The sequence below is a fragment of the Methylacidiphilum caldifontis genome (assembly GCF_017310505.1).
Classification (GTDB): domain Bacteria; phylum Verrucomicrobiota; class Verrucomicrobiia; order Methylacidiphilales; family Methylacidiphilaceae; genus Methylacidiphilum; species Methylacidiphilum caldifontis.
Map to the genome: position 1 here is coordinate 1,158,299 of NZ_CP065957.1, position 13,111 is coordinate 1,171,409.

Genomic DNA, 13,111 nt, shown 5'->3' on the forward strand with positions numbered 1-13,111 from the left:
TTATAACTTAAAATTTGTGCATTTGACTAAAATAATTTATTCCCCAAAAGGTTAAAAAAATAAATAAAAATCCTCCAATCGATAAAAGCGATAAACGTTTCATTCTCGAATGGGAGAAAAAGCAACAGAAAACCAGATACAAGTAAAATAACCAGACCGCAATCGACCAACTGATTTTTACCCAATCCCATGTGCTTTTTGGAGAAATAAGAAGACCACCCATAAGACCTGCGGTAAGCAACAAAAGACCCACTAACAACACCCTTTTTTGAATGTAAGAAAGATCCCCAATAGGAGGGAACCAGAAAAAAAGAGAAGAAAGCTTGTGCGTTTTGAGTTCTTTTTCTTCTAACAGGTAAATCAACGCAGCCAAAGCCGCGATCGCAAAAATCGCATAGGCTAAGATCGAAAAAGCGGCATGCAGTTCAAGCATCCAACCCAATTCAGGTAATATCTTAGGGCTATCTGGACGCAGGATCAACCCAATAATATTAATGAAACAGGCAGCCGGAGCCGTGAAGAATCCAAGGATAGACATTCGATAAGCTGAACCAATGATGAAATAGAGCAAAAGTAAAGCCCAGGATAAAAAAACCATGGTTTCAAGAAAATTGGTTATAGGACAATGGTTTATCGAAATTCCTCTTAAATAAAGAAAAAGAGTTTCGAAAAAAAAGGCGACAAGAAGAGCAACAAAGCTGATGTTATCGCTTGCTGCCCTTTTTTTGCCTCTCAATACAAAAAATCCGTAAAGAGAGACAAAAAACTCAATAAAAGTAGCAACGATTAATTCAATTTTTTCTTGGCCAAAACTCATGTGACAACGTGAATCTTCAAAATAACATCTCCTATAGAGAAAGAATCTAGCTCAAAAATTTTTTTGCTATTTCTTGTAGCTTTTTTCCATCGGCTTTGCCCTCTGCACGAGCTATTGCCGTCTTCATCACCACTCCTAAATCTTTTTTATCTTTAGCGTGAGTTTCCTCTATCACTTTTTTCACCAGTTCTTCCATTTCCGCTTCAGTCATTGGTTGGGGCAAAAATTCTTTTAAGACAGCAATCTCTACTTTTTCCTTTTCAGCAAGCTCCAGCCTCTGAGCTTTTTCATACTCCTGGATCGACTCTTCCCTTTTTTTAATTTCTTTTGTGATTACCCCGATCACTTCTTGATCAGAAAGCTCTTTATGGGCTTTCTGGATTGAAGCATAGCTTATGGCTGCCTTGAGAAGTCTCAAAACAGAAATTCTCTCCACATCTTTTTTCTTCATCGCCTCTTTGAGCTGCTGGTCTATCTGAAGTAACAACGACATAATAGGTTTTCCTCTCTTTTCTTTATCACATGTTGCAATTAATCATTCCTTCTTCGATATTCTAACTCTAGAGTGTATACATAAAAAAGAGAAATATCTTTCTAAACATTATTTTATTTTATTCTCATCTTTTATGAGAACAATTTATAAATTTCTTTTTTTGGAACTATTTAAAAATTCTCTGATAACCACCTCGATTTTGACTTTTTTCTTGGTCATAGCTAACGCTTTTCGAGATCTATCTGATCTTCTTGTAAACAACGAAGTTCCTTTGTGGATTTCCTTGAAACTGCTTGTCTCTCTCATTCCCTTTGTCTTAACCTTTACTTTGCCTTGGGGATTATTGATCGCTGTGATCTTGCTTTTCGGTAAAATGTCCCAAGACAGGGAGCTTACAGCCCTTAAAAGTGCAGGCATTAGCCTTGGAGCGATAATGGCTCCGGTCATCTGGTTTGCCCTTCTTTACAGCGTTTTTAGCTTCGCCATCAATGCCTATATTGGTCCTAAAAGCCGTCATGCTTTCAAAGAAATATTCTCGGATGTCATGCTGCATAACCCGCTTTCTTTTTTTAAAAGCAACAAAACCATTGACCAGTTTGACGGTTTTCGGTTGTATGCAACCAACCGCATAGGAGCTAGGCTCCAAGATGTCTATATCTGGGAAACCGATGCCGATCTTCGTCCCTTGCGGTCTATCCGCGCTTCTGAGGCAGAAATAGAACCCGATTTAAATCATCAAAGAATTCTATTGACCCTTTGGAATGCACGGCAAGAGGAAAGAAATGTCTCTGATCCACTGAATGTAAAACTGGTCATGCCCGGTTCTCGCGCTACACAACTTCCCTATGAAATATCTCTTGCCCAGCTTTTTGACCGGTTGGCTGTAAGAAAAAGCATAGGGCTTTCGACCTTAGATGAGATTGGCCGGCAGATTGTCGCGGCTGACTTATTTGGTTTTACTTCAAATCCCACCCCGGTCTTAACTGAATTTCAGAAAAGACTAGCCTTTTCACTCTCCTGCTTTACCTTTGTTCTTGTCGGTGCTCCTTTAGCTATTCAAGTCCAAAGAAAGGAAACTTCTATTGGAGTAGCTTTGAGTTTACTCATCGTTCTTTCCTATTATGTTATCGTTCTACTTGCCGAAGCACTTAAAGCAAAAACTAACCTTTTCCCTGAGCTCATTATTTGGTTACCCAATATCATTTTTCAATCCTTGGGATTTTGGCTTATCTGGAGAGTGAATAGAAGATAGGTTTTAAGAAGCGATTTGATTCTTATCTGGCTTTTATCAGCTTTACGCAAGGATAAAACAAGCTTCTTGGGGATAGATGAGTATAGGCGGCCGCTAAGTGATTTTATTCTCAATACCAGACTGCTTTTGAACCGTTAAACTACACCACTGTCAGGAAGCTCAGAAGTCATCAATAAAAATACTAGGGCAACTCTCCTGGAGGCATAACGGGACCGGGAAAGCCAGGTAGGGCAGGAGGAGAAGGTGCACTGGGCTCAGGAGCTTCATCGGGAGCTTTAGGTTCATTTTCCTGCAAGGGAGGTAGCCAGAACAAAAACATGTTCATATCTTTTTTATTTTATTAAGAAATGCTTCTTTTTAACCTTTTCAAGCTATTTCCAATATTTCCTCGATTGTCGTCAAATTTTCTATACCCTCTTCTTTGATGACAACCATGTCTTCGAGCCTTACTCCTCCAATTTCTGGGTAATACAAACCGGGTTCGACAGTGAGAACCTGGTTTTTCTTAAACACCGCTTTCCTGAATCGAGGAGGCTCATGAATTTCAAGTCCCACACCATGACCTAGTCCATGGAAAAAACCAACCCATCTTCCGCCGCGAATTTCAGTGGGATATCCTTTCTTGGTAAACGAATTCCGAAGATCATTTTCTATTTTGTTGCCTCTTAACCCTTCTCGCAAAACACTTAAAACCCACTGTTTACCCTCTTTAACCGTTTTGTACAGCTCGACGAGTTGTTTTGCAGGTTTTCCTTTGACAACCGTCCGACTAAGATCTCCATAGTAACCTGTTGCCCTGTCTCTTGGGAAAATATCAATAACAATGGATTGGCCAGCCTTAAGTTTTCCTTTGCCAATCTCGTGAGGATCACAGGCTTCGATTCCACAGGCCACGATGGTTCCAAGAGCCATCCCTCCCTCTCTCATGATCTTTATTTCGATCTCTTCCCTTAGTAGCTTGGAGTCAAGAATTTTATCCTGCCATAAAAGTAAGCCCTCATCATTTATTTTACTTTCTCTAATGACTTCAATGGCTCTTTCCATCCCCTTCTCAGCCATGCGCAGGGCCGTTCTGATTGATTCAATTTCGGTCGGAGTCTTAATGGATCGCTCAGGGAAAAACTCCTCTTTTTTGGCTACAATGCTCAACCCTTCTTTTCGTAGGGTTTCAGCCAGTCCCAAAGGAAAATAAGAAGGCACAACTAGCCGGCTAATCCTAAGTTTCTTGCAAATCGTTTTGATCAAAAGAGGAATCGTTAATTTCTCTTCTTTTATTCCAGTTGCTTCTTGGTAAGAAAGGATAACATCGGCTTTAGCCTCCCGTTTGGCGCGATCAATTTCAAGTTTGCTTAAAAAAATATAACTTTTGGAATCCACTTCTATCCAAAGAAAGGGATCGGGAACCATGATCCGAGTAGCATAAAGCATGTTCGCATCTTTTTCCGATGCAGCAAACATCATTCGAGCCATAGCTTTTTCTACCGAGTTTTCAAGATCCAGAAGATTTCGATTTAGTCGATGCCCCAACAGGTCTCATGCTGTAATCTTCCCATCCTCCCCCAAGTGCTCTAATCAATGCCACCGTCGAAATAAACCGTTCACCAAGAATTTGTAGATTGAGCAGTTGGGCATTAAGCCATACCTGCTCGGTCGTATCGACTTCAATGTAATTAACCAATCCCTCTTTAAACCTAACCAAAGAAACATCGAACTGATCCTTGGCAAAAGCTACCGTTCTTTGCTGTGCCTCTTGTTGAGCTTCCAGAATCTTCAAGGCTGCCAGGGCATTTTCCACTTCTTGGAAAGCGATCAGCACTCCTTGCCGGTAATTAGCAACTGCAGCTTGATAAGCTGCCTTGGCTTGCTGTAATCCCGCCACAAGCTGACCCCCTTCGAAAATGGGAAGACTTACAAATGGACCAAGAGTCCAGAACCTACTTGAACCGTTGAAAAGCATTTCTATTGTTGAACTCAGCAGTCCAACCGAAGCCAAAAGATTCACCGAAGGGAAGAAGGCACCCAATGCTACCCCAATATCAGCATTAGCTGAAGCCATCTGCCTTTCTGCTTGAGCTACATCTGGCCTCCTTTGCAAAAGATCAGAAGGCAGATATTCGGGCAAAACGGGGACTGAACCCGAAATCGGGTTAGAAGCAATTTTTACAGAAGAAGCGGGTTTTCCAAGAAGAACGGCGATCGCATTTTCGATTTGAGCCCTGGTATTTTCCAACCCTATATATTGAGATTGCAGGCTGGCCAGATCTGTTTTTGCTCTTGCAAGATCAAGCTCGTTAGCCAGTCCTCCATCATAACGGCTTTGCACCAAGTAAAGATTATCTCTAAAGACATCGATCATGTAGCGGTAGACAGCCAATTGTGCATCGATATAGCGAATGGAAAAATAATCGGTGGCCAACTCCGCATGCAAACTAAGAAGCAAGTTTTCATAGGCTGCTTGGGTAGCTTGTGCAGAAGCTTTTGCAGCTTCAAGTTCGCGACGGTATCTTCCCCAGATATCCGCCTCATAAGATGCCGCTAAAGGCAGCGCCCATTCATTCCAATAAATAGGCAGACCAGTTTGAAACTGGGTAAAACCAATTTGCTGGCCTGTTGTTGAGCTAAAAACAGGGGCGAATACGGGATGTTGAAGGAAGAAAAAGGGCTGGTTTTGAGAAAATCTTAATCTGGAGTAGAAGGGATAAAACCCGATATGGGGGAAAAAATTGGAAAGAGATTGCGTTACCAGGGCTCTTGCCTCTACAACTTGAGCATAAATTCCTTTCAGTTGCTGGTTGCCTATCAACAGTTGAGCTTCCAATTGGTCTAACAAAGGGTCTTTAAAAACCTTCCACCATTCTCCTTTAGCGATTGCATCCTGAGGAAGGGCCTTCTTCCACCGAATACCTTCCAGCCTTTTTCCCGAGGCAGTTTGCACTTCAGTGGGTGTCACTCCTTCTTCTCCTGTCGTGGGTTTTTCAGCGTTAGGATTGTTTCCCCATTTGAAGGCTAGCGGAGTTTCTGCCACAGGCCGGTGGTAATCAGGACCAACGGCACAACCGCAGATCAAAAAAACCAATGGAAAAAAGAAAAGAGACTTCGGTGCTCTTTTCATTTCCCTTAGAATAAAAGGGCACTTCATTGCTTGTAGTTAGCGATAGGAGATTAAAATGGGTATTTTATTAATCAACATTAATTTTTCTTTTACCCTTATTCCCATATATCTTTTGTTCAATATCATCAAGTCTATTGGCAAAAGAAAAGCTTGGTAAGTGAAGAAAACTGATCATAAACGCAAAATATTAATGGAATGGAATCAATAAGGTTGCGGAAAATCTATGTTCATAATTTAAAGGGTATCGATCTAGATATCCCTCATAAAACCCTAACCGTTATCACGGGACTGAGCGGTTCGGGAAAATCTTCACTCGCATTTGACACCCTCTTTGCTGAAGGCCAAAGCCGTTACATTGAAACTTTTCCTCCTTATATTAGGCAGTTTCTTTTGAGAGTCGAAAAGCCCAAGGCGGAATCCATAGAAGGGATGTTACCCGCTATTGCCGTTGAACAGGATAGGACCACCGCTAACTCGAGAAGCACGGTTGCTACCATGACAGGGATTGCTGATTATCTTAAAATTCTCTATGCCAGGCTTTCAGTCCCTATCTGTCCCCGTTGCCATCAACCCATTCAAAAATCTACACCTAAGGGAATTGTAGAACAGCTTTTTAGATCTTACCTTCACAAAGACTTTCTTATCTGCTACCCAGTTCGTTTTGCAGCCCACACTTCTTTTAGGGAAGCCAGTCAGCTGCTCCTTTCCCAGGGGTATTCCAAAATCTGGTTAGGTAATCAGATCGTCAGAATCGATGAAGAACCCACTTGCTCCTCTCTTATGGATTTTGAGGAAATCCTCGTCATTCATAGTCTTGAAAAAGTTGAATATGAAAGGGAAAGCCAGCTTTTAGAAACTTTTGAAGAAAGTTTAAAGATGGGCAAGGGAACCATACAGGTCGTTTTTTTTCCCGAAAATAAGAGTCTTTCATTCAGTAACCGTTTAATCTGTCCGGTAGATAAAATTGAGTTTGAAGAACCTTTGCCTGCCCTTTTCTCGTTTAACAATCCTAAGGGGGCTTGTCCTACATGCCACGGCTTCGGTCGTATCATCACGATCGATTACGATAAGGTTATTCCTGAAAAGAATCTTTCGGTAGAACAAGGAGCTATTCGGCCTTTTCAGTCTGAACATTTTAAGCATTGGCAAATTTTCCTGGAAAGAATGCTCAAAAAAAGAAAAATTTCCCTTACCAAAAAAATTGCTTCCTACAATAAAGCTGAGTGGGACTACCTAGTCCAGGGAGAAGACCCTTCTACGGATGCAGACCTTTTAATCGAGCAGGACCGGTGGTGTGGAATCGATGGATTTTTCTCTATATTGGAAAAAAAAACTTACCAAACCCATATACGGGTGTTTCTGTCTCGATACCGGCTTTATACTCAATGTCCCGATTGCCAAGGGAGCCGGTTCAACAAAAAAGCGCTTGGCTATAAAGTTTTCTCTGGTCAAACACCCCTTTCTATCGGAGAGTTCCTGCAGTTGCCTATTACCGAGCTCATCCCTATTGTTAGCCAAATAGACATTCCGGTATGGGACAAAGCGGCGTTGAAGATAATAGAAGAGCTCGGTAGTCGACTGCGCTATCTAGATGATATTGGCCTTGGCTATCTGACCCTAGACAGAACGAGTAGAACACTTTCAGGAGGGGAAACAAGAAGGGCTAACCTGACAATCTGTCTGGGCAATAAGCTTACCAATACGCTTTTTGTCCTTGATGAACCCACAATCGGTCTTCATCCCAAGGATTCCTCTAGACTTGTCGAACTCATCAAAAAACTAAGAGACCAAGGCAACACGATCGTTGTTGTCGAACATGATGAAACAGTTATAAAAAATGCTGATTACATCGTAGAACTTGGTCCGGGGACAGGATCAGAGGGAGGAAAAGTGACTTATTCAGGTAATCTTCAAGGACTGCTCTCGAGTCCTTCTTCATTGACCGGTGCCTACCTGAGTAGAAGAAAAACAGTAGAGATTCCTCAAAATAGAAGAAAACCCTCTCAAGACCGACTGCAGGTTCGTAAAGCCAATATTCATAATCTTCAAAACCTTGATGTGGACATTCCCCTTGGCCTATTCGTGACTGTTACGGGAGTCAGCGGATGCGGCAAAAGCAGTCTTGTCCATGAGATTATTGCTCAGGGCCTACATCGAATCAAAGAGTTGGATCCCCCCCAGGGAACTTTTTTTACAGGAAGAGCTTATTTTAACGGATGGGAAAACATTGGCGAAGTTATCGAAATCGATCAAATGGCCATTTTGAAAACACCAAGGTCAAATATAGCTCTTTATTTAGGAATTTGGCAATATGTGAGAAAACTCTTTGCTTCTACGGATCAAGCGCTAACTCAAGGAATAGGAGAAAGCAGTTTCTCGATGAACTCTGGGGAAGGGCGTTGCCCAAGATGTCTTGGACTGGGATATGAAAAAATAGAAATGCAGTTTTTAGCTGATGTCTATGTTTGCTGCTCGGTATGCGGAGGCAAAAGATTCCAACCCCATATTCTTGCTATCCGTTACCAGGGAAAATCTGTTGATCAAATCCTTGAAATGACAGCTAAAGAAGCTTCACTGTTTTTTACTCCCCAAAAATCGGCTTCAGGTCCACAGTCGGTTCTTTGTAAAAAAATAGTCGATCGGCTCGAAATGCTCAAAGAGATCGGGTTGGATTATCTCCAGCTGGGCCATCCTCTAAGCCAGCTTTCTGGAGGAGAATCCCAGAGACTCAAGATCTTAAGCATTCTCTGCGAAAGCCCTTTTAGCTTTCCTTTGGATTTCAATAAAAAGACAAGAAAGACAAGCGGTGGCCAGCACCGGATAGTGATCCTCGATGAACCCACAACAGGCCTTCATATGGATGATGTGAGCCGGCTAATCGGTCTTTTACAGAAACTTGTTGATCGAGGAAACACCTTGATTGTCGTTGAGCATAATCTTGATGTAATCCTTTCTAGCGACTGGGTTATAGATCTTGGACCATCTGGAGGAAAGGCTGGGGGCAAAATTGTTGCCCAGGGGCCTCCCGAATCTATTGCTCAGTCTAAGCAAGGTTTTACAGCTTTTTTTCTAAACGAAAAGTTGAACAACAAAAGTTCCTTTTATCTTTCCCCCATGACTCCTTCGAGTGCTGCTGTAAAACGGCAAAGTTTATCTATTCGTGGAGCTCGTCATCACAACCTCAAGTCGATTTCTCTTGAAATTGATTTAGAAAAAACAACTGTACTGACTGGAATGAGCGGATCAGGAAAATCAACCCTGGCTTTCGATGTTCTCTTTGCCGAGAGCCGGAGGCGTTTTTTGGACTCTCTTTCAGGATATGCCAGACAATTTATCCAATCTCTTGAAAAGCCACAAGTCGATGACATCGAATGGCTTCCTCCTTCGATAGCCATTGAGCAAAGATCTACAATCCCCGGGGCTAAAAGCACAGTTGGAACTCTATCTGGGATCTATCCTTTTCTTAGGCTTCTTTTTGCTAAAACAGGGGTTCCTTTCGATCCAGATACCCATGAAGAAGCCATTCAACAAAACCCTAAGGAAATTTTGAATTCCATTCGCTCAAAGCTTCTAGCCGATCGGACATACCGCGTTTTAGCCCCTCTAGTCAGAGAAAGAAAAGGCATTTATTCATCTCTTGGCAAATGGGCACAAAAAAAAGGTTATCTTGGATTTCGAATTGATGGAGACTGGTATGAAGCCGTAGAGTTTCCACGGCTTTCCCGTTTTAAAAACCATACCCTTGATCTCTGGTTATGCACCCTAAATGGAGGAAGTGTTCCAGAAGATCTAGAAAAAAATATTTCCTTGGCTCTTAACCTTGGACAAGAATCAGTTATTTTATTCGATGAAACTGAAAACAAAGATACCCTTTATAGCACAAAATTTCATTGTCCTCAAAGTGGAAAAAGTTTTGATGCCCTTGACCCAAGGCTTTTTTCATTCCATTCCCCTTTAGGTTGGTGCCCCACCTGCCTTGGGAACGGCAAAATCGAAGAAAAAACGGGCCAAGACAGTATTCTTTGTCCCGATTGCCAGGGCAAGAAAATCAACCGACTGGCTCGGTCAGTCTTCCTTCCCTGGCCTATACATGGATTAAAGCCGACAATCGATCATCTCTGTTCTTTGCCTATAGATCAACTGATCAATTATTTTCAAGCAATCGAACCTTCATTCCATCAAAAAGCTATTGTAGAAAAAATTATTCCTGAACTGATCAAAAGGCTCCAATTCATAACTCAGGTTGGTCTTCATTACTTAAGCTTAGATCGGGAAGCCCAAACTCTGTCGGCTGGTGAGCTCCAAAGACTACACCTATGTTCTCAGCTAGGATCGAATCTTCAGGGCATTCTTTATATTCTTGATGAACCGACAATTGGCCTTCATCCCACTGAAAATCAAAAACTTTTAGATAGCTTGGAAGAACTCAAAAACAAAGGCAATACCTTGGTCATCGTTGAACATGACACAGAAACGATGAAAAGGGCGGACAAAATCATAGATCTTGGCCCAGGTGCCGGAGCAGAAGGAGGAAAAATTATTTTTGAGGGAAGTTATGCAGAGCTTCTTAATTGTAAAAATTCCATCACTTCCCGATATCTTTCCCAACCCATGAGTCATCCTTTAAAAGGAAACAAGCGGAGAAGCTGTGACGATCATGCATCTTGGCTAAAAATTTATGGGATCAATGTTCATAACCTTAAAAATGTAGAGCTGGAATTGCCTTTGGGTCGGTTTGTTGTCATTTGTGGAGTCAGCGGATCGGGCAAAAGTACTCTTTTAAAAGAGGTCATTTTTGCGGCGGTCAAGAAAACCCTTCAAAAATCGAGAGGACAGATACAAAACGAATATTGGACCAAGGTCATTGGAACCGAAGCACTCAGTGACGTCTGCTTTGTTGATCAAACCCCCATAGGGAAAAACTCTAGGTCAACTCCCCTGACTTATCTTGGATTGTTCGATATCATCAGAGAACTCTATGCCCAAACTCCCCTTTCTCGGCAACGGGGTTACACAAAAAGCCGCTTCAGCTACAACTCTAAAGAAGGAAGTTGTCCTGATTGCCAGGGAAACGGGACTATACAGGTAAGCATGCCTCTGCTTCCTCTTTTCTATCTTCCTTGCGAGTCTTGTGAAGGGAAAAGGTACAACCCACAAACCCTAGAAGTCCGATACAAAGACAAATCGATTTATGATATACTCTGCATGACCGCTGCTGAAGCCTGCAGCTTTTTCTGCTCGATCGAAAAATTACGCAAGCCTCTGTCTATCCTTTGCGATATTGGTCTTTCTTATCTCCAGCTTGGACAACCCACACCTACCCTTTCTGGAGGTGAGGCCCAGAGAATAAAGTTAGCCAAAGAACTTATCGCCGTAGAGCAAAAAATGATCCAAAGAGAATTGTTCTGGGGATCAGCCAATGAAGCCAGAATCCTTTATTTACTCGAAGAACCCACGATTGGACTTCATTTAGCTGACATCGAGAAATTTCTTCATCTGTGCCAGAGGCTGGTTGAATTTGGTCATACCGTAGTCATCATCGAACATCATCCCGACGTTATCGCCGAAGCTGACTACGTCATAGAACTTGGACCAGGAGCTGGAGAAAGAGGAGGAAAAATCATTGGGAAAGGGGCCCCTGAGCATTTTTCTAGAACCATGAATAGTCCTACAGCTCCTTTCCTGAAAGAAATCCTCTCTTAGCGTTTAGAAAAATAAAATGAGGCTAAAAAAGAAGATTTCTAGGAAGCCTTTTTTTAGGTAAAACTTAATCATGACCACGATTCAATTTCTGGCTCGACAGCTTCTTTCCCATAATGTCAAACATGTATTCAGTGTTCCCGGAGATTATTCCTTAAAAATCTTGGATAGCCTAGCCAAAGAAGGGATCAGGATTATCAACACCTGTGATGAGCAGGGAGCAGGTTTTGCTGCCGATGCCTACGGACGACTAAACGGTCTTGGAGCTGTGTGCATTACCTACTGTGTCGGGGGTCTTAAAGTTACAAATCCCGTAGCTGAAGCTTACGCTGAAAAATCTCCTGTCATTGTTCTTAGTGGGGCTCCTGGATTAAAAGAAAGACAAAAAGACCCTTTACTTCACCACAAGGTCAAAGATTTTAATACCCAGTTAAAAGTTTTCGAAGCCTTAACAGTTTTTGCCACCATTTTAGAAAATCCAAGAGATATCGGGGAACAGATTCTTAAAGCAATTGGTCTTGCCCTTAAATATAAAAGACCAGTGTATTTGGAAATCCCTAGAGACATCGTCACAGCTGAAATAGAAATCCCCAAGCATGATTTTCCCGAAGATGATCAGTCCAATCCCAAGGCTTTAGAAGAAGCTCTAAAAGAAGCTAAAGAAATGATCGAGTCTTCAACCCGTCCTCTCATTCTCGCAGATGTTGAGATTCAGAGATTTGGACTGCAAAAAGAACTTGAGATGCTTACGAACCAGACCGGAGTTCCTGTATGCGCTACACTCCTAGGAAAATCGGTCATTGCAGAAACACACCCCAACTACATTGGTGTTTATGAAGGGGCTACAGGAAGTGCCGAAGTCTGTGCTTATTTTGACCAGAGCGATTGCCTCATCTTGCTTGGCGTATTCATGACTGATATCACCCTGGGATCCACGAAATCTATCTTGGATATGGGTAAATGTATCTATGCCACCAGTGAAAAATTAACTATAAGACACCATTCTTTTGAAGATGTGCGCTTTGAGGACTTTGTTCGCGGACTTCTCACTTTAAATATTCGAAAAGCTCCTCCTGAAAAACTGCCCAACCCTACCTTGCCTCGAATCGAAGATATCGATGAGAACGAACGGATTTCGGTCAATTCCTTTTTTAGCCTTGTTAACAGCTTTCTCTCTTCCCAAACTGTTGTTGTTGCTGATGTGGGTGAATCTCTTTTTGGAGCTATTGATCTTGTTATTCATGAAAGCACCGAATTCATAAGCCCTGCTTACTATGCTTCCGTTGGATTTTCCATTCCTGCTTCGATAGGTGCTGAACTGGCAAAACCTCAGCTTGTTCCTTTTGTCATCTGCGGAGATGGGGCATTCCAAATGACAGGTATAGAGCTTGCTACCGCATGCCGTTACAACCTTCATCCCATCGTTTTTTTGCTGAACAACCGTGGATATTCAACCGAACGTATATTTCTAGACGGCTCCTTTAACGACCTCTGGAACTGGAACTATAGCAAGATCACCGAGTTATTAGGATGCGGGAAGTCTTGCAGCGTTAAAACGAATAAAGAGCTTAAAGTGGCGATTGAAAAAGCCATTTTAAACAGGGATTCTTTCTGGCTTATCGAGGTGACGATCCCTCCCACGGACCATTCTCAAGCTTTACAAAGAATGGCCGAAAGAATCATGCCCTAAAGCAAAAACAACGACTGACAATTTGTTTTTTTAAAGAATATTTCTTT

Annotated in this window: 8 protein-coding genes; 3 read left to right on the top strand and 5 right to left on the bottom strand. The window is 42.1% G+C overall.

All coding sequences use genetic code 11. From position 1 onward, the window contains the following. Positions 1-7 precede the first annotated feature (7 nt). Complete coding sequence (ccsA, locus tag IT6_RS05435) at positions 8-817, bottom strand: cytochrome c biogenesis protein CcsA (protein WP_206825453.1); 810 nt, start codon at positions 815-817, stop codon at positions 8-10. 46 nt (positions 818-863) lie between these two features. Then, positions 864-1,310 carry a GatB/YqeY domain-containing protein gene (locus IT6_RS05440; protein WP_134439942.1) on the bottom strand — a complete coding sequence of 149 codons (447 nt, stop codon included), beginning with the start codon at positions 1,308-1,310 and terminating at the stop codon, positions 864-866. A gap of 160 nt (positions 1,311-1,470) precedes the next feature. Here IT6_RS05440 and IT6_RS05445 point away from each other — a divergent pair, with 160 nt between their 5' ends. After that, entirely contained in the window at positions 1,471-2,562 is a 1,092-nt protein-coding gene (locus IT6_RS05445) for an LptF/LptG family permease (protein ID WP_242524100.1), read from the top strand. A 181-nt stretch (positions 2,563-2,743) separates the two neighbouring features. On the opposite strand, the gene IT6_RS05450 is transcribed toward IT6_RS05445, so the two are convergent. Genes IT6_RS05450 through IT6_RS05460 form a run of 3 tightly spaced genes read right to left on the bottom strand, consistent with a single transcriptional unit; the run spans position 2,744 to position 5,674 of the window. After that, a complete protein-coding gene (locus IT6_RS05450) occupies positions 2,744-2,887 on the bottom strand; it encodes a hypothetical protein (protein ID WP_166792847.1) in 144 nt (47 codons plus the stop codon). A gap of 41 nt (positions 2,888-2,928) precedes the next feature. Next, complete coding sequence (locus IT6_RS05455; RefSeq protein ID WP_242524101.1) at positions 2,929-4,089, bottom strand: M24 family metallopeptidase; 1,161 nt, start codon at positions 4,087-4,089, stop codon at positions 2,929-2,931. Beyond that, positions 4,052-5,674 (bottom strand): efflux transporter outer membrane subunit, encoded by a 1,623-nt coding sequence (locus IT6_RS05460; RefSeq protein WP_242524102.1) that lies wholly within the window; start codon positions 5,672-5,674, stop codon positions 4,052-4,054. The genes IT6_RS05455 and IT6_RS05460 overlap by 38 nt, the downstream gene beginning before the upstream one ends. A 195-nt stretch (positions 5,675-5,869) precedes the next feature. Between IT6_RS05460 and uvrA the strand changes: the two genes are divergently transcribed. Beyond that, positions 5,870-11,377, top strand: a complete 5,508-nt coding sequence (uvrA, locus tag IT6_RS05465) for an excinuclease ABC subunit UvrA (RefSeq protein WP_206825455.1) — start codon at positions 5,870-5,872, stop codon at positions 11,375-11,377. A 70-nt stretch (positions 11,378-11,447) separates the two neighbouring features. Continuing rightward, entirely contained in the window at positions 11,448-13,064 is a 1,617-nt protein-coding gene (locus IT6_RS05470; RefSeq protein ID WP_206825456.1) for an alpha-keto acid decarboxylase family protein, read from the top strand. Positions 13,065-13,111 lie beyond the last annotated feature (47 nt).